Below are 16,217 nucleotides of genomic sequence, written 5' to 3' on the forward strand. Positions count from 1 at the left end.
TTCCGGCGTCCAGATTCCTATTTTTTGCGGAACTCTGGACGCCCGGCTGGAGTCGTGCTAAGTTAATCCACAGACTTCGTTTTAAACATACCTTGTTTGAATCTTGTTTTACCCGAAGCATCCCGCAAAAAATGCGCGTGAAGCTATTAATTCCGGGCTTTTCACTCATTCCGTCTAGTCGTTTCAGTTCTGCGTTCTTTCCTGTGACCAGGCGACGTACAGACACGAGATGAAGGCCGTTAACAGGCATGGAAGTTCCTGCCATACCATTCACAACATTAAGTTCGAGATTTACCCCGAGTTTAAGAACCCACACCACTATGAATCTTACCGAATTAAAGAATACGCCGGTTTCTGAGCTGATTACTCTCGGCGAAAATATGGGGCTGGAAAACCTGGCTCGTATGCGTAAGCAGGATATTATTTTTGCCATCCTCAAGCAGCATTCGAAGAGTGGCGAAGATATCTTTGGCGACGGCGTACTGGAGATACTGCAGGATGGATTTGGATTCCTCCGCTCCGCAGACAGCTCCTACCTCGCCGGCCCTGACGACATCTACGTATCCCCCAGCCAAATCCGCCGTTTCAACCTCCGCACTGGTGACACCATTTCCGGTAAGATTCGTCCTCCGAAAGAGGGTGAGCGTTACTTTGCGCTGCTGAAAGTTAACGAAGTTAACTACGACAAGCCGGAAAACGCCCGTAACAAGATCCTGTTCGAGAACTTAACGCCGCTGCACGCGAATTCTCGTCTGCGTATGGAGCGTGGTAACGGTTCTACCGAAGACTTAACCGCTCGCGTACTGGATCTGGCTTCCCCGATTGGCCGCGGCCAGCGTGGTCTGATCGTCGCGCCGCCGAAAGCCGGTAAAACCATGCTGCTGCAGAACATCGCGCAGAGCATCGCTTACAACCATCCGGACTGCGTGCTGATGGTGCTGCTGATCGACGAACGTCCGGAAGAAGTGACCGAGATGCAGCGTCTGGTGAAAGGTGAAGTGGTTGCTTCCACCTTCGACGAACCGGCATCCCGTCACGTTCAGGTTGCTGAGATGGTTATCGAGAAAGCGAAACGTCTGGTTGAACACAAGAAAGACGTTATCATCCTGCTTGACTCCATTACCCGTCTGGCGCGCGCCTACAACACCGTGGTCCCGGCTTCCGGTAAAGTGCTGACCGGTGGTGTGGACGCCAACGCCCTGCACCGTCCGAAGCGTTTCTTCGGTGCGGCGCGCAACGTCGAAGAGGGCGGCAGCCTGACCATCATCGCCACGGCGCTGATCGACACCGGCTCCAAAATGGATGAAGTTATCTACGAAGAGTTTAAAGGCACCGGTAACATGGAGCTTCACCTCTCTCGTAAGATTGCCGAAAAACGCGTCTTCCCGGCTATCGATTACAACCGTTCCGGTACGCGTAAAGAAGAGCTGCTCACCACTCAGGAAGAGCTGCAGAAAATGTGGATCCTGCGCAAAATTATCCATCCGATGGGTGAGATCGACGCGATGGAGTTCCTCATTAATAAACTGGCAATGACTAAGACGAATGATGACTTCTTCGATATGATGAAGCGCTCGTAAGGTAAAAAAAGCCAAAAACGCCACGCCTTTGCGTGGCGTTTTCATTTTGGGATTTGTATGATCCAGAGACAGAGAAAGCGGGACGAAAGTTGTCGTATAATGGCGCCGGACAGCAGGCGGAGACAGCTTTAACAGACTAAAATCTATACAATAAATTTGTAATGTTCTGCTTTTCCCCTTCTGGAGTTGGGGCATCATCGCTATACTTCCCGGATTAACTATGCTGAGAGCACATGCGTTGTGAATTTACTCACTGCTATTACTGAATTAATCAGTATTTTCTTATTCACGACCCTCTTTATTTTTGTCGCGCGGAAAGTGGCAAAAAAGATTGGGTTAGTGGATAAACCAAACTATCGCAAACGGCATCAGGGGTTGATTCCGTTGGTCGGTGGTATCTCAGTTTATGCAGGCATCTGTTTCACCTTCGCCATCGCCGATTATTATATTCCTCACGCCTCGCTGTATCTGGCCTGTGCGGGGGTATTGGTGCTGGTTGGCGCGCTGGACGATCGCTTCGACATCAGCGTGAAAATTCGCGCGGTCATTCAGGCCGCGATCGCCGTGATTATGATGATGGCAGGGAATCTGCATCTGAGTAGTCTGGGCTTTATTTTTGGCTCGTGGGAGCTGGTACTGGGGCCTTTCGGCTTCTTCCTCACTCTGTTTGCCGTCTGGGCCGCCATCAACGCGTTTAATATGGTCGATGGGATTGACGGCCTGCTCGGCGGCCTGTCATCCGTCTCCTTTGCGGCGACCGGGATCATCCTCTGGTTTGACGGTCAGTACAGCCTGGCGATGTGGTGTTTTGCGATGATCGCCGCCATTCTGCCCTATATTCTTCTTAATCTTGGCGCCCTCGGCCGCCGCTATAAAGTTTTTATGGGTGACGCCGGCAGCACCATGATTGGCTTCACCATCATCTGGATCCTGCTGGAAACCACACAAGGTAAAACGCATCCCATCAGCCCGGTCACCGCGCTGTGGATTATCGCTATCCCGTTGATGGATATGGTGGCGATTATGTATCGCCGCCTGCGTAAAGGCATGAGTCCTTTCTCACCGGACCGGCAGCATATTCATCATTTGATCATGCGCGCCGGGTTTACTTCCCGCCAGGCGTTCGTCCTGATCACCCTGGCCGCTGCCCTGCTGGCGCTGGTTGGCGTCGCGGCGGAATATACCCGCATTGTGCCGGAATGGGTGATGTTAATTCTCTTTTTGGTGGCCTTCTTCCTTTATGGCTACTGTATTAAGCGCGCCTGGAAAGTGGCGCGTCTGGTTAAGCGCATCAGACGCAGAATTCGGCGACACAGCGGCAATAATCCGAAACTAACCAAGTAAAGCTGGGGATGTGATGACTCAACCATTACCGGGAGCACAATCAGTGAACGTTGAGAACGAGCTGGATATTCGCGGGCTGTTTCGCGCTTTATGGGCAGGAAAAGGCTGGATAGTCGGCGGTGCTGTACTCTTCGCCGCTATCGTGTTGGTGTACACCTTCTTTGCTCGCCAGGAGTGGAGCGCCACGGCGATCACCGATCGGCCTACTGTCAACATGTTGGGGGGGTACTATTCCCAGCAGCAGTTCTTACGCAATCTGGATATCAAAGCCAACCTGGCCTCGGTGGATCAGCCTTCCGCCATGGATGAAGCGTATAAAGAGTTCATCATGCAGTTGGCCTCCTGGGATACCCGGCGTGATTTCTGGCTGCAAACGGACTACTACAAGCAGCGACAGTCGGGTAATGCTCGCGCCGATGCGGCGATGCTGGATGATTTAATTAACAATATCCAGTTTATGCCAGGCGATGCGGCCAAGAGCGTCAACGACAGCGTCAAACTGACCGCCGAGACCGGGCAGGATGCCAATAATTTGCTGCGCCAGTATGTGGCTTTCGCCAGCCAGCGGGCGGCCGGCCATCTTAACGACGAGCTCAAAGGCGCCTGGGCGGCGCGGACGGTACAAATGAAGGCGCAGGTGAAGCGCCAGGAAGAGGTGGCCGAGGCTATTTTCAACCGCCGGACCCACAGCGTGGAGCAAGCGCTGAAGGTCGCTCAGCAGCATAATATCTCGCGCAGCGAAACGGATGTTCCTGCCGATCAGTTGCCGGATTCAGAGCTATTTTTATTGGGCAGGCCGATGCTGCAGGCCAGACTGGAAAACCTGCAGGCCGTCGGACCGGAATATGACCTCGATTACGACCAGAATCGCGCCATGCTGAGCACGTTGAACGTCGGTCCAACGTTGGATCCGCGTTTTCAGACTTACCGGTATTTGCGAACGCCGGAAGAACCTGTAAAACGCGATAGCCCGCGCCGTGTATTTCTGATGGTGATGTGGGGGATTGTGGGTGCGCTCATCGGCGCAGGCGTGGCGTTATCGCGTCGTCGTGTCCTGTGATTGCGGCCTGTGGTGAAGGGCAAATGACCTTCATCGCCTAATCGAAGAGAATCGATGTGAAAGTACTAACTGTATTTGGCACGAGGCCGGAAGCCATCAAAATGGCTCCTCTGGTCCATGCGCTGGCAAAGGATCCTCATTTTGAGGCGAAAGTATGCGTGACTGCGCAGCATCGGGAGATGCTCGATCAGGTGTTGAAACTATTCTCCATCACCCCGGACTACGATCTCAACATCATGAAGCCGGGGCAGGGGCTCACCGAGATCACCTGCCGTATTCTTGAGGGGCTGAAGCCGGTTCTGGAGTCGTTTAAACCCGACGTGGTGCTGGTGCATGGCGATACCACCACCACGATGGCGGCGAGCCTGGCGGCGTTTTACCAGCGCATACCGGTGGGCCATGTAGAGGCGGGTCTGCGGACCGGCGATTTAAGTTCGCCGTGGCCGGAAGAGGGCAACCGTACGCTGACCGGGCATCTGGCGACGTACCATTTCGCCCCTACGGAAACCTCGCGGCAGAATCTGCTGCGGGAAAACATTGCCGACAGTCGCATCACGGTGACCGGGAATACGGTCATCGATGCCCTATTCTGGGTGCGCGATCGCGTTCTGGGCGATGAAGCGCTACGGGAGACCCTGCTGCAGCGCTATCCTTTCATTAGCCACGGTAAAAAAATGATTCTGGTTACCGGCCATCGGCGGGAAAGCTTTGGGCTCGGCTTTGAGCAGATCTGCCAGGCGCTGGCGGAGATAGCCCATACCCACCCTGAGGTGCAGATTGTCTATCCGGTTCACCTGAATCCTAACGTCAGCGAACCGGTGAACCGTATTCTCGGCCATATCGACAACGTGATGTTGATTGAACCGCAGGACTACCTGCCGTTCGTCTGGTTGATGGATCGGGCCTGGCTCATCCTGACCGATTCCGGTGGTATTCAGGAAGAGGCGCCTTCCCTGGGGAAACCGGTGCTGGTCATGCGCGATATGACCGAACGTCCGGAAGCGGTGGCCGCCGGTACCGTCTGTCTGGTGGGCACCGACAGCCAGCGCATCGTGGCGGAAGTCACGCGACTGCTGGAGGATGATGCCGCATACCAGGCGATGAGCCGCGCGCATAATCCTTATGGCGATGGCGAAGCATGTCGTCGAATTTTGTCTGCACTTAAAAATAATCAGGTAACGCTATGAGTTTTTCTACCATTTCAGTGATTGGCCTTGGCTATATCGGGCTGCCAACCGCTGCCGCGTTCGCCTCCCGGCAGAAGCGGGTGGTCGGCGTTGATGTCAATCAACATGCCGTGGAGACCATTAACCGTGGAGAGATTCATATCGTGGAGCCGGATCTGGCGAGCGTGGTGAAGACCGCGGTCGAGCAGGGATATTTAAGCGCCACCACCACCCCGGTGGCAGCGGATGCCTACCTGATTGCCGTGCCGACGCCGTTTAAAGATCGCCACGAGCCGGATATGGTGTTTGTCGAGTCGGCGGCTAAATCCATTGCGCCGACGTTAAAGAAAGGCTCGCTGGTGATCCTTGAGTCTACCTCGCCGGTCGGGTCGACCGAACAGATGGCTGAGTGGCTGGCGGAGATGCGCCCGGACCTCAGCTTTCCCCAGCAGGTGGGTGAAGCGGCGGACGTGAATATCGCCTACTGCCCGGAGCGGGTATTGCCCGGCCAGGTGATGGTCGAGCTGATTAAAAACGACCGCGTTATCGGCGGCATGTCGCCGGTCTGCTCCGCTCGCGCCAGCGAGCTGTATAAAATCTTCCTCGAAGGCGAATGTGTGGTGACCAACTCGCGTACCGCCGAGATGTGCAAGCTGACGGAAAACAGCTTCCGCGACGTCAACATCGCTTTTGCCAACGAGCTGTCGCTGATTTGCGCCGATCAGGCCATTAACGTCTGGGAACTGATCCGCCTGGCGAACCGCCATCCGCGAGTGAATATCCTGCAGCCGGGACCGGGCGTCGGCGGCCACTGTATCGCCGTCGACCCGTGGTTTATCGTGGCGCAAAACCCGCAGCAGGCGCGTCTGATCCGCACGGCTCGTGAGGTCAACGACCACAAGCCGGAATGGGTTATCGAACAGGTGAAGGCGCAGGTAGCTGACTGCCTGAATGCCACCAACAAACGGGCCAGCGAGCTGACCATTGCCTGTTTTGGCCTCGCCTTTAAGCCGAATATTGACGACCTGCGCGAAAGCCCGGCAATGGAAATTGCCGCGCAGATTGCCCGCTGGCACAGCGGCACGACGCAGGTAGTTGAGCCCAACATTCACGCGCTGCCGAAGAAACTCGACGGTCTGTGTACGCTGGCGACCCTCGATGCGGCGCTGGCCAGCGCCGACGTGCTGGTGATGCTGGTCGATCACCATGAATTTAAAGCCGTTAGCGGCGACAGCGTCACCCAGGCGTATATCATCGACACCAAAGGAGTGTGGCGGTGAGAACCATTCTGGTCACCGGCGGCGCGGGCTTCATTGGTTCGGCGGTAGTGCGGGAGATTATCCAGCACACCGCCGATCGCGTGGTGGTAGTGGATAAACTGACCTACGCCGGCAATTTAATGTCGCTGGCGCCGGTGGCGCAGGATGCGCGTTTCGCCTTTGAACAGGTGGATATCTGCGACCGCGGCGAGCTGGACCGTATTTTCTTGCAGTATCAACCGGATACAGTGATGCACCTGGCGGCGGAAAGCCATGTCGATCGGTCGATTGACGGCCCGGCGGCATTTATTGAAACCAATATCGTGGGCACCTATACGCTGCTGGAGGCGGCCCGTAGCTGGTGGAATACGCTGGCTACGGCGCAAAAATCGGCGTTTCGCTTCCATCACATCTCCACCGATGAAGTGTATGGCGATCTGCACGGCAGCGATGATTTCTTTACCGAGACCACGCCCTATGCGCCAAGCAGCCCCTATTCGGCCTCGAAAGCCAGCAGCGACCACCTGGTGCGTGCCTGGCTGCGGACCTATGGCCTGCCGACGCTTATCACCAACTGCTCGAATAACTACGGCCCATATCACTTCCCCGAGAAGCTGATCCCGCTGACCATCCTCAACGCGCTGGCAGGCAAGCCGCTGCCGGTGTATGGCAATGGACAGCAGATCCGCGACTGGCTGTACGTGGAAGATCACGCCAGAGCGCTGTATCTGGTGGCGACCCGCGGCGAACCGGGCGAGACTTACAATATCGGCGGTCATAACGAGCGTAAAAACATCGAGGTGGTGGAAACCATTTGCGAATTGCTCGAAGCGCTGGCGCCGCATAAGCCGCAGGGCGTGGCGCACTATCGCGACCTGATCGCCTTTGTTGCCGACCGCCCGGGCCACGATCTGCGCTATGCCATTGATGCCTCGAAGATCGCCCGTGAGCTGGGCTGGACGCCGGCTGAGACCTTCACTTCCGGTATGCGTAAGACCGTGGCGTGGTATCTGGCGAACGAGACATGGTGGCGCCAGGTTCAGGACGGAAGCTATCAGGGCGAGCGTCTTGGACTGCAAGGCTAATCATCTCTGGGGGGAATGATGAAAGGTATTATTCTGGCGGGGGGTTCCGGAACGCGACTGCATCCCATCACCCGCGGCGTGTCGAAGCAGCTGTTGCCGATCTACGATAAGCCGATGATCTATTACCCGCTGTCGGTATTAATGCTGGCCGGGATCCGTGAGATCCTGATCATCACCACGCCGGACGATCTGCGCGATTTCCAGCGCCTGCTCGGCGATGGCTCAGAGTTTGGCATTGCGCTGCACTATGCCGTACAGCCGACGCCGGATGGTTTAGCCCAGGCGTTTATCATCGGCGAAGCCTTTCTTAACGGCGAACCGGCGTGCCTGGTGTTAGGCGACAATATCTTCTTCGGCCAGAGCTTCAGCCCCAAGCTGCGCAGCGTGGCTGCCCGCACGGAAGGGGCGACGATTTTTGGCTATCAGGTGATGGATCCTGAGCGCTTTGGCGTGGTGGAGTTTGATGACAACTTTCGCGCGCTGTCGCTGGAAGAGAAGCCGAAGCAGCCGAAGTCGAACTGGGCGGTCACCGGTCTCTATTTCTACGATGGCAAGGTGGCGGAGTACGCCAAACGGGTCAAGCCATCCGAGCGCGGCGAACTGGAAATCACCTCCATCAACCAGATGTACCTTGAAGATGGCGCACTGACCGTCGAACTGCTTGGACGCGGCTTTGCGTGGCTGGATACCGGCACCCACGATAGCCTGATCGAGGCCAGCATGTTCGTGCAGACCGTCGAGAAGCGTCAGGGCTTCAAAATCGCCTGTCTGGAAGAGATCGGCTGGCGCAACGGCTGGCTGGACGACGACGGCGTCAAACACGCGGCGAAGCGGTTGGAAAAAACCGGCTACGGCCAATATCTCCTGGATCTGCTCCGTGCCCGTCCGCGCCAGTATTGATCCCCTGGAGTGGGAGAACCGCTTCTTTGCCGTTAACAGCGCCGTCGTTCACTTTGACGAGCATGCGCCGCGGCTGACGCCTGAGGCGCTGGCGGGGTGGTCGCGAGTGCAGGCGAAGGTAGCCGCCAGCGACACCGTCCGGCTCGACGCGCTGCAGCAGCTGGGTTTTCAGCTGGTGGAAGGCGAGGTCGATCTGGCGCTACCGGTGGGCAACCCTGCGGATGCGGGCGCCGACGTCGCCGTGGAGGCGGATATTGCGCCACTGCGCGAGCAGGCGGCGCAGGCCTTTGCGATGAGCCGCTTTCGCGCGCCCTGGTATGCTGCCGACGCCAGCGGCCGCTTCTATGCCCAGTGGATTGAAAATGCGGTGCGCGGCACCTTCGATCATCAGTGCCTGATTTACCGCCATCCAGAGGGCGATATTCGCGCCTTTGTCTCTCTGCGCCAGCTCAATGCCACCGAGGCGCGTATCGGCCTGCTGGCCGGACGCGGCGCCGGGGCGCAGCTGATGCAGGCGGCGCGGTACTGGGCCGCTTCGCGCGGACTTTCTACACTGCGGGTGGCGACCCAGATGGGCAACACCGCCGCGCTTAAACGTTATATTCTCAGCGGTGCTAATGTGGAAAGCACCGCCTACTGGCTATACAGGTGACCCCATGATCCCATTTAACGCGCCGCCGGTGGTTGGAACCGAGCTTGATTACATGCAGTCTGCGATGAACAGCGGCAAGCTGTGCGGCGACGGCGGCTTTACGCGCCGCTGCCAGCAGTGGATGGAGCAGCGTTTTGGCACGGCAAAAGCCCTGCTAACCCCTTCCTGCACGGCTTCGCTGGAGATGGCCGCGCTGCTGCTGGATATCCAGCCGGGCGACGAAGTGATTATGCCCAGCTATACCTTTGTCTCCACCGCCAATGCCTTTGTGCTGCGCGGGGCGAAAATCGTCTTCGTCGATATCCGTCGCGATACGATGAATATCGATGAAACGTTAATCGAAGCCGCTATCACCGATAAAACCCGGGCGATCGTCCCGGTGCACTATGCCGGCGTAGCCTGCGAGATGGATACCATCATGGCCATCGCCGACAAGTACAACCTGTTCGTGGTGGAAGACGCCGCGCAGGGGGTGATGTCCACCTACAAGGGGCGCGCGCTGGGCACCATCGGCCATATCGGCTGCTTCAGCTTCCATGAAACTAAAAACTACACCGCCGGCGGTGAGGGCGGGGCGACGCTGATCAACGATCGCACGCTGGTGGAACGTGCGGAGATCATTCGCGAAAAAGGCACCAACCGCAGCCAGTTCTTTCGTGGCCTGGTGGATAAATATACCTGGCGGGACATTGGCTCCAGCTATCTGATGTCCGACCTGCAGGCCGCCTATCTGTGGGCGCAGCTGGAAGCAGCGGAGCGCATCAACCAGCAGCGTCTGGCGCTGTGGCAGAATTACTATGACGCGCTGCTGCCGCTGGCCCGCGCGGGACGTATTGAACTGCCGACGGTCCCGGCTGACTGCGGGCAAAACGCGCACATGTTCTACATTAAGCTGCGCGATATCGAGGATCGCAGCAGGCTTATCGCCTGGCTGAAAGAGGCGGAGATCCTCGCGGTATTCCATTACATTCCGCTGCACAGCTGTCCGGCAGGCGAACACTTCGGCGAATTCCACGGTGAAGACCGCTATACCACCCAGGAGAGCGAGCGCCTGGTGCGCCTGCCGCTGTTTTACAATCTGTCTGTGGTGAACCAGCGGACGGTGATTAACTCGCTGCTGAGCTACTTCTCCTGATATGTCGTTAGCAAAAGCCTCATTGTGGACGGCGGCCTCGACGCTGGTCAAAATCGGCGCCGGGCTGTTGGTCGTCAAGCTGCTGGCCGTCTCGTTTGGGCCCGCGGGCGTTGGCCAGGCCGGTAACTTCCGGCAACTGGTCACCGTGCTCGGCGTGCTGGCCGGGGCCGGGATATTTAACGGCGTCACGAAGCTGGTGGCTCAGCATCACGACGATCCCCCGCGCCTGAAGCAGGTGGTGGGCACCTCGTCGGCGATGGTGCTTGGCTTTTCCACGCTGCTGGCGCTGGTGTTTTTACTGGCGGCGGCGCCGATAAGCCAGGGGCTGTTCGGTCATACTCATTATCAGAATCTGGTACGGCTGGTGGCGCTGGTGCAGATGGGGATCGCCTGGGCGAACTTCCTGCTGGCGCTGATGAAAGGCTTTCGCGATGCGGCGGGAAACGCCTTCTCGCTGATTGCCGGCAGCCTGATTGGCGTGGCGGCCTATTATGCCTGTTACTACTTCGGTGGTTACCAGGGGGCGCTGCTGGGGTTGGCGTTAGTGCCGGCGCTGGTGGTGATCCCGGCGGGCATCATGCTCTGGCGGCGGGGTAATATTCCGCTGAGCGCCCTGCGTCCGCGCTGGGATAACGGTCTGGCGGGACAGCTATCGAAATTTACCCTGATGGCGCTGATAACCTCAGTGACCCTGCCGGTGGCTTATGTGATGATGCGTAATCTGCTGGCGGCGCATTATGGCTGGGAGGCGGTCGGTATCTGGCAGGGGGTGAGCAGTATCTCCGATGCCTATCTGCAGTTTATTACCGCCTCGTTCAGCGTCTATCTCCTGCCGACGCTGTCGCGGCTGAGCGCCAAAACGGATATCACCCGCGAGATAGTCAAGTCGCTGAAATTCGTCCTGCCGGCAGTGGCGGCGGCGAGCCTGACGGTCTGGCTGCTGCGCGATTTTGCCATCTGGCTGCTGTTTTCCGATCGCTTTACCGCGATGCGTGACCTGTTCGCCTGGCAGCTGGTGGGCGACGTTTTAAAAGTAGGCGCCTACGTCTATGGCTATCTGGTGATCGCTAAAGCGTCGCTGCGTTTTTATATTCTGACGGAAATCAGCCAGTTCACGCTGCTGACCGCATTCTCACACTGGCTTATACCGGCGCACGGCGCGGTTGGCGCGGCGCAGGCGTATATGGCCACTTATATTGTTTATTTCGCCCTTTGTAGTGGCGTGTTTTTACTCTGGCGTAAACGGGCATGACAGCACTGATACATGTACTGGGATCGGATATCCCGCATCATAACCAGACCGTACTGCGGTTCTTTAACGACGAACTGGCCGCCGATCCGCAGGCCAGGAGATTTATGGTCGTCGGTGATGAGGCCAGCGTGCGTGATGGGTATCCGGCGCTGGACATCACCTGCTATCCGGGGAAGAAGTCGCTGGCGCAGGCGGTGATTGCGCAAGCCAAAGCCAACCGTCAGCAGCGCTTTTTCTTCCACGGCCAGTTCAATACCGGCCTGTGGCTGGCGCTGTTGAGCGGCGGTATCCGCCCATCGCAGTTTAACTGGCATATCTGGGGGGCGGATCTGTATGAAAACGCGACCAGCCTGAAGTTCCGCCTGTTCTATCCGCTGCGCCGCCTGGCGCAGGGGCGGGTGGGGCGCGTTTTCGCCACCCGCGGCGATCTTAGCTGGTTCGCTAACCGCCATCCGCGCGTTCCGGGCGAACTACTCTACTTCCCGACCCGTATGGATCCGGCGCTGAATACACTGGCCGAAAACGCGCCGCGCGGCGACACGCTGACCATTCTGGTGGGCAACTCCGGGGATCGCAGCAATGAACATATTGCCGCGCTGAAGGTTATCCATCAGCAGTTTGGCGATACGGTAAACGTCATCGTGCCGATGGGCTATCCGGCGAATAACGAGGCCTATATCAATGAGGTTCGTGAGGCGGGGGCGGCGCTGTTTAGTCGCGAGCATCTGCAGATCCTCAGCGAGAAGCTTGAGTTTCATGATTATCTGGCGCTGCTGCGCCGCTGCGATCTGGGCTATTTCCTGTTTGCGCGTCAGCAGGGGATCGGCACCCTGTGCCTGTTGATTCAGGCGGGCATTCCCTGCGTGCTCAACCGCGAAAACCCGTTCTGGCAGGATATGACCGAGCAGCATGTGCCGGTGCTGTTCACCAGCGATGCGCTGGACGTCAGCGTGGTGCGCGAAGCGCAGCGCCAGCTGGCGAGCGTGGATAAGTCGGGTATCGCTTTCTTCCGGCCGAACTATCTGACGGGCTGGCAGCGGGCGCTACGGTTAGCGGCGGAGGGGCAGGCATGACGTTAATGCAATTTAGCGGGCTGCTGGTGGTCTGGCTGCTGTCGATGCTGTTTATCGCCACCGCCACCTGGTTTGAGTTCCGTCGGGTACGTTTCAACTTCAACGTCTTTTTCTCGTTGCTGTTTCTGCTGACCTTTTTCTTCGGTTTCCCGCTGACCTGTATTCTGGTGTTCCGCTTTGACGTCAGCGTGGCGCCGCCGGAGATTTTGCTGCAGACGCTGCTGATCGCGGTGTGCTTCTACGCGATTTACTACGTGACCTATAAAACACGGCTGCGTCCGGCATCGCGTGAGGTTACGCGTCGGCCGCTGTTTACCATGAACCGGGTGGAAACCCATCTGGCGTGGGGCATACTGATGGGGCTGGCGCTGCTGTGCGTCGGCATCTTCTTCGCCCACAACGGTTTCCTGCTGTTTAAGCTCAACTCCTACAGCCAGATTTTCTCTGCTGAAGTCTCCGGCGTGGCGTTGAAGCGCTTCTTCTACTTCTTTATCCCGGCGATGCTGGTGGTCTATTTCCTGCGCCAGGATTATAAGGCGTGGATTTTCTTCCTCGTCAGCACCGTGGCCTTTGGTCTGCTGACCTACGCTATCGTCGGCGGGACTCGCGCCAATATCATCATCGCCTTTGCCATCTTCCTGTTTATCGGCATTATTCGCGGCTGGATCAGCTTGTGGATGCTGGCTGCGGCGGGCGTGCTGGGCATCGTCGGCATGTTCTGGCTGGCGCTGAAGCGCTACGGGATGAACGTCAGCGGCGACGAAGCGTTTTATACCTTCCTCTATCTCACACGCGATACCTTCTCACCGTGGGAGAACCTGGCGCTGCTGCTGCAAAACTATGACAAGATCGATTTCCAGGGGCTGGCGCCGATGATCCGCGACTTCTACGTCTTTATCCCCAGCTGGATGTGGCACGGTCGTCCGACGATGGTGCTCAATACCGCCAACTACTTCACCTGGGAAGTGTTAAACAACCATTCGGGGCTGGCGATTTCGCCGACGCTGATTGGCTCGCTGGTGGTGATGGGCGGCGTCTGGTTTGTGCCGCTGGGCGCTGTGGCGGTCGGGTTAATTATTAAATGGTTCGACTGGCTGTACGAGCTCGGCAACCGGGAGAGCAATCGCTATAAAGCGGCAATCCTGAATAGTTTCTGTTTCGGCGCTATCTTCAACATGATAGTGCTGGCGCGCGAGGGGCTGGATTCGTTCGGCTCCCGCGTGGTGTTTTTCCTCGTGATCTTTGGTATCTGCTTGCTGGCGGCGAAACTGCTGTACTGGTTCCTGGATAGCGTGGGACTGATTCATAAGCGCGTAAAACCGCTTTCGCAACCGCAAGTCTGAGAAGGATGGACATGACTGGGACCATTTCCGCGCCGTTGTACCTGTTAAGAGGGCTGCAGCTCATAGGCTGGCGCGATATGCAGCACGCTCTGGATTATTTGTATGCCGATGGCGTTCTCCGGGAGGGGACGCTGGTGGCGATTAATGCCGAGAAAATGCTGGCCGTAGAGGATAACCCCGAGGTGCGGGCGCTGATTGAGGCGGCGGAGTTTAAATATGCGGATGGCATCAGCGTGGTACGTTCGCTGCGTAAAAAATATCCGCAGGCCCAGGTGTCCCGCGTGGCGGGAGCCGATCTCTGGGAAGCGTTAATGCAGCGCGCCGGCGCTGAAGGCACTCCGGTGTTTTTGGTCGGCGGTAAACCTGAAGTCCTGGCGCAGACGGCGTCCAGCCTGCGCCAGCGCTGGCAGGTGAATATCGTCGGCAGCCAGGACGGCTATTTTGCGCCTGAGCAACGGCAGGCATTGTTCGAACGCATTCGCGACAGCGGGGCGAAAATCGTCACCGTCGCCATGGGGTCCCCGCGTCAGGAGATCTTTATGCGCGACTGTCGGCGCCTGTACCCGCACGCGCTGTATATGGGCGTCGGCGGCACTTACGATGTTTTCACCGGGCACGTTCATCGGGCGCCGAAGTTCTGGCAGGATCTGGGGCTGGAGTGGTTTTACCGCCTGGTTTCCCAGCCGAGCCGGATTAAAAGGCAGGCCCGGCTGCTACGATATTTACGTTGGCATTACACCAATAAACTCTAATATTCCTCTGCATTCTGGCGAGTTTGTGTCCATTTTCTGTTTAATGTCTTTACTCGCCTGATACTTTATTTGCCATTTCCATAAAATTCATTAACCATTCGCAGGCTTCATACGCGCGGGGGGAGACCTGCGCGTCGGCAAGGCTATGAGTTCAGTTAATAACAATAACCGGGAGTACCCGGAATACGGCAAACACAAGAGGATATATGACTGAGAAAAAAGCGGAGCTCCAGCGTGGACTGGAGGCCCGGCATATTGAACTGATCGCCCTTGGGGGGACGATTGGCGTGGGGTTGTTTATGGGGGCGGCCAGTACCCTGAAGTGGGCTGGGCCTTCCGTGCTGCTGGCGTACATTATCGCTGGCCTGTTCGTCTTTTTCATTATGCGCTCAATGGGCGAAATGCTGTTCCTTGAGCCCGTCACCGGCTCCTTCGCAGTGTATGCGCATCGCTATATGAGCCCCTTCTTCGGCTACCTGACCGCCTGGTCGTACTGGTTTATGTGGATGGCGGTGGGCATCTCTGAGATTACCGCCATCGGCGTCTATGTGCAGTTCTGGTTCCCGGAGATGGCGCAGTGGATCCCGGCGTTAATTGCCGTGGGGCTGGTGGCGCTGGCTAACCTCGCGGCGGTCCGGCTGTACGGTGAAATCGAGTTCTGGTTCGCCATGATTAAAGTGACCACCATTATCGTGATGATCGTCGTGGGCCTGGGCGTCATTTTCTTCGGCTTTGGCAACGGCGGCCACTCCATCGGTTTTGGCAACCTGACCGAACATGGCGGCTTCTTTGCCGGCGGCTGGAAGGGCTTCCTGACGGCGCTGTGTATCGTGGTCGCGTCCTATCAGGGCGTGGAGCTCATCGGCATTACCGCTGGTGAAGCGAAAAATCCGCAGGTCACACTGCGCAGCGCGGTGGGCAAAGTGCTGTGGCGGATCCTGATTTTCTACGTCGGCGCGATTTTCGTTATCGTCACCATCTTCCCATGGGATCAAATCGGCTCCAACGGCAGCCCGTTCGTACTGACGTTTGCCAAAATCGGTATTACCGCCGCGGCGGGGATTATCAACTTTGTGGTGCTGACGGCGGCGCTTTCCGGCTGCAACAGCGGGATGTACAGCTGCGGACGTATGCTGTACGCCCTGGCGAAGAACCGTCAGCTGCCGGCGGCGATCGGTAAGGTATCGCGCAACGGCGTTCCGGCCGTCGGCGTGGCGCTGTCTATTCTGATCCTGCTGGTAGGCTCCTGCCTGAATTACATCATTCCTAATCCGCAGCGGGTGTTTGTCTATGTCTATAGCGCCAGCGTCCTGCCGGGGATGGTGCCCTGGTTTGTGATCCTGATTAGTCAGCTGCGTTTCCGTCGCGTACATCGGGCAGCGATAGCCAGCCATCCGTTCCGTTCGCTGCTGTTTCCGTGGGCCAACTATTTCACCATGGCTTTCCTGATCTGCGTGCTGATCGGGATGGGGCTGAATGATGAAACCCGGATGTCGCTCTTTGTCGGCATTATTTTCCTTGCTGCCGTTACCCTGATTTATAAGGTGTTTGGCCTTGGAAGGCAGGGGCAAGTCAATAATACGGCTGAATAAGCGCCAAAACGAACAAAGCATGAG

14 protein-coding genes are annotated in these 16,217 nt (G+C 57.5%); all 14 read left to right on the forward strand.

Annotation, left to right across the window (positions count from 1 at the left end; all coding sequences use genetic code 11):
• The first annotated feature begins 320 nt into the window (after positions 1-320).
• The 14 genes from rho (at position 321) to thrP (ending at position 16,193) form a co-directional block, all read left to right on the forward strand.
• Positions 321-1,580: a transcription termination factor Rho gene (gene rho, locus ACOI6Z_RS24665; RefSeq protein WP_002883293.1), complete on the forward strand. Its 1,260-nt coding sequence runs from the start codon at positions 321-323 to the stop codon at positions 1,578-1,580.
• A 240-nt stretch (positions 1,581-1,820) separates the two neighbouring features.
• Positions 1,821-2,924: a UDP-N-acetylglucosamine--undecaprenyl-phosphate N-acetylglucosaminephosphotransferase gene (wecA, locus tag ACOI6Z_RS24670; RefSeq protein WP_004886849.1), complete on the forward strand. Its 1,104-nt coding sequence runs from the start codon at positions 1,821-1,823 to the stop codon at positions 2,922-2,924.
• Between the two features lie 13 nt (positions 2,925-2,937).
• Complete coding sequence (wzzE, locus tag ACOI6Z_RS24675; RefSeq protein WP_420687537.1) at positions 2,938-3,984, forward strand: ECA polysaccharide chain length modulation protein; 1,047 nt, start codon at positions 2,938-2,940, stop codon at positions 3,982-3,984.
• A 56-nt stretch (positions 3,985-4,040) separates the two neighbouring features.
• The gene (wecB, locus tag ACOI6Z_RS24680) at positions 4,041-5,171 is read left to right on the forward strand and encodes a non-hydrolyzing UDP-N-acetylglucosamine 2-epimerase (RefSeq protein ID WP_071997580.1); all 1,131 of its coding nucleotides are present in this window, start codon (positions 4,041-4,043) and stop codon (positions 5,169-5,171) included.
• Positions 5,168-6,430, forward strand: a complete 1,263-nt coding sequence (gene wecC / locus ACOI6Z_RS24685) for a UDP-N-acetyl-D-mannosamine dehydrogenase (protein WP_023291553.1) — start codon at positions 5,168-5,170, stop codon at positions 6,428-6,430. Before wecB ends, wecC begins: the two co-directional genes overlap by 4 nt.
• Positions 6,427-7,494 (forward strand): dTDP-glucose 4,6-dehydratase, encoded by a 1,068-nt coding sequence (gene rffG / locus ACOI6Z_RS24690; RefSeq protein WP_048296400.1) that lies wholly within the window; start codon positions 6,427-6,429, stop codon positions 7,492-7,494. Before wecC ends, rffG begins: the two co-directional genes overlap by 4 nt.
• A gap of 18 nt (positions 7,495-7,512) precedes the next feature.
• Positions 7,513-8,394 carry a glucose-1-phosphate thymidylyltransferase RfbA gene (gene rfbA, locus ACOI6Z_RS24695; RefSeq protein ID WP_023291555.1) on the forward strand — a complete coding sequence of 294 codons (882 nt, stop codon included), beginning with the start codon at positions 7,513-7,515 and terminating at the stop codon, positions 8,392-8,394.
• Complete coding sequence (gene rffC / locus ACOI6Z_RS24700; protein WP_023291556.1) at positions 8,372-9,046, forward strand: dTDP-4-amino-4,6-dideoxy-D-galactose acyltransferase; 675 nt, start codon at positions 8,372-8,374, stop codon at positions 9,044-9,046. The genes rfbA and rffC overlap by 23 nt, the downstream gene beginning before the upstream one ends.
• A 4-nt stretch (positions 9,047-9,050) precedes the next feature.
• Positions 9,051-10,181, forward strand: a complete 1,131-nt coding sequence (gene rffA, locus ACOI6Z_RS24705) for a dTDP-4-amino-4,6-dideoxygalactose transaminase (RefSeq protein WP_044521751.1) — start codon at positions 9,051-9,053, stop codon at positions 10,179-10,181.
• Between the two features lies 1 nt (position 10,182).
• Positions 10,183-11,433 (forward strand): lipid III flippase WzxE, encoded by a 1,251-nt coding sequence (wzxE, locus tag ACOI6Z_RS24710; protein ID WP_032454508.1) that lies wholly within the window; start codon positions 10,183-10,185, stop codon positions 11,431-11,433.
• Positions 11,430-12,506, forward strand: coding sequence for a TDP-N-acetylfucosamine:lipid II N-acetylfucosaminyltransferase (locus ACOI6Z_RS24715; RefSeq protein ID WP_101995824.1), 1,077 nt, complete (start codon positions 11,430-11,432; stop codon positions 12,504-12,506). Before wzxE ends, ACOI6Z_RS24715 begins: the two co-directional genes overlap by 4 nt.
• Entirely contained in the window at positions 12,503-13,849 is a 1,347-nt protein-coding gene (gene wzyE / locus ACOI6Z_RS24720; RefSeq protein ID WP_420687538.1) for an ECA oligosaccharide polymerase, read from the forward strand. The genes ACOI6Z_RS24715 and wzyE overlap by 4 nt, the downstream gene beginning before the upstream one ends.
• Before the next feature lie 11 nt (positions 13,850-13,860).
• Complete coding sequence (wecG, locus tag ACOI6Z_RS24725) at positions 13,861-14,601, forward strand: lipopolysaccharide N-acetylmannosaminouronosyltransferase (protein WP_023291561.1); 741 nt, start codon at positions 13,861-13,863, stop codon at positions 14,599-14,601.
• A 206-nt stretch (positions 14,602-14,807) separates the two neighbouring features.
• The gene (thrP, locus tag ACOI6Z_RS24730) at positions 14,808-16,193 is read left to right on the forward strand and encodes a bifunctional threonine/serine APC transporter ThrP (protein ID WP_032454511.1); all 1,386 of its coding nucleotides are present in this window, start codon (positions 14,808-14,810) and stop codon (positions 16,191-16,193) included.
• The last annotated feature ends 24 nt before the right edge of the window (positions 16,194-16,217 follow it).

This window comes from Klebsiella sp. C239 (assembly GCF_048822715.1).
GTDB lineage: Bacteria > Pseudomonadota > Gammaproteobacteria > Enterobacterales > Enterobacteriaceae > Klebsiella > Klebsiella quasipneumoniae.

Excerpts from the sequence above, each read along its gene's own strand:
- ACOI6Z_RS24715 (WP_101995824.1), top strand. The coding sequence starts at position 11,430 with ATGACAGCACTGATACATGTACTGGGATCGGATATCCCGCATCATAAC.
- wecG (WP_023291561.1), top strand. The coding sequence starts at position 13,861 with ATGACTGGGACCATTTCCGCGCCGTTGTACCTGTTAAGAGGGCTGCAG.
- wecC (WP_023291553.1), top strand. The coding sequence starts at position 5,168 with ATGAGTTTTTCTACCATTTCAGTGATTGGCCTTGGCTATATCGGGCTG.
- rffA (WP_044521751.1), top strand. The coding sequence starts at position 9,051 with ATGATCCCATTTAACGCGCCGCCGGTGGTTGGAACCGAGCTTGATTAC.
- wzzE (WP_420687537.1), top strand. The coding sequence starts at position 2,938 with ATGACTCAACCATTACCGGGAGCACAATCAGTGAACGTTGAGAACGAG.
- rho (WP_002883293.1), top strand. The coding sequence starts at position 321 with ATGAATCTTACCGAATTAAAGAATACGCCGGTTTCTGAGCTGATTACT.
- wzyE (WP_420687538.1), top strand. The coding sequence starts at position 12,503 with ATGACGTTAATGCAATTTAGCGGGCTGCTGGTGGTCTGGCTGCTGTCG.
- thrP (WP_032454511.1), top strand. The coding sequence starts at position 14,808 with ATGACTGAGAAAAAAGCGGAGCTCCAGCGTGGACTGGAGGCCCGGCAT.
- rfbA (WP_023291555.1), top strand. The coding sequence starts at position 7,513 with ATGAAAGGTATTATTCTGGCGGGGGGTTCCGGAACGCGACTGCATCCC.
- wzxE (WP_032454508.1), top strand. The coding sequence starts at position 10,183 with ATGTCGTTAGCAAAAGCCTCATTGTGGACGGCGGCCTCGACGCTGGTC.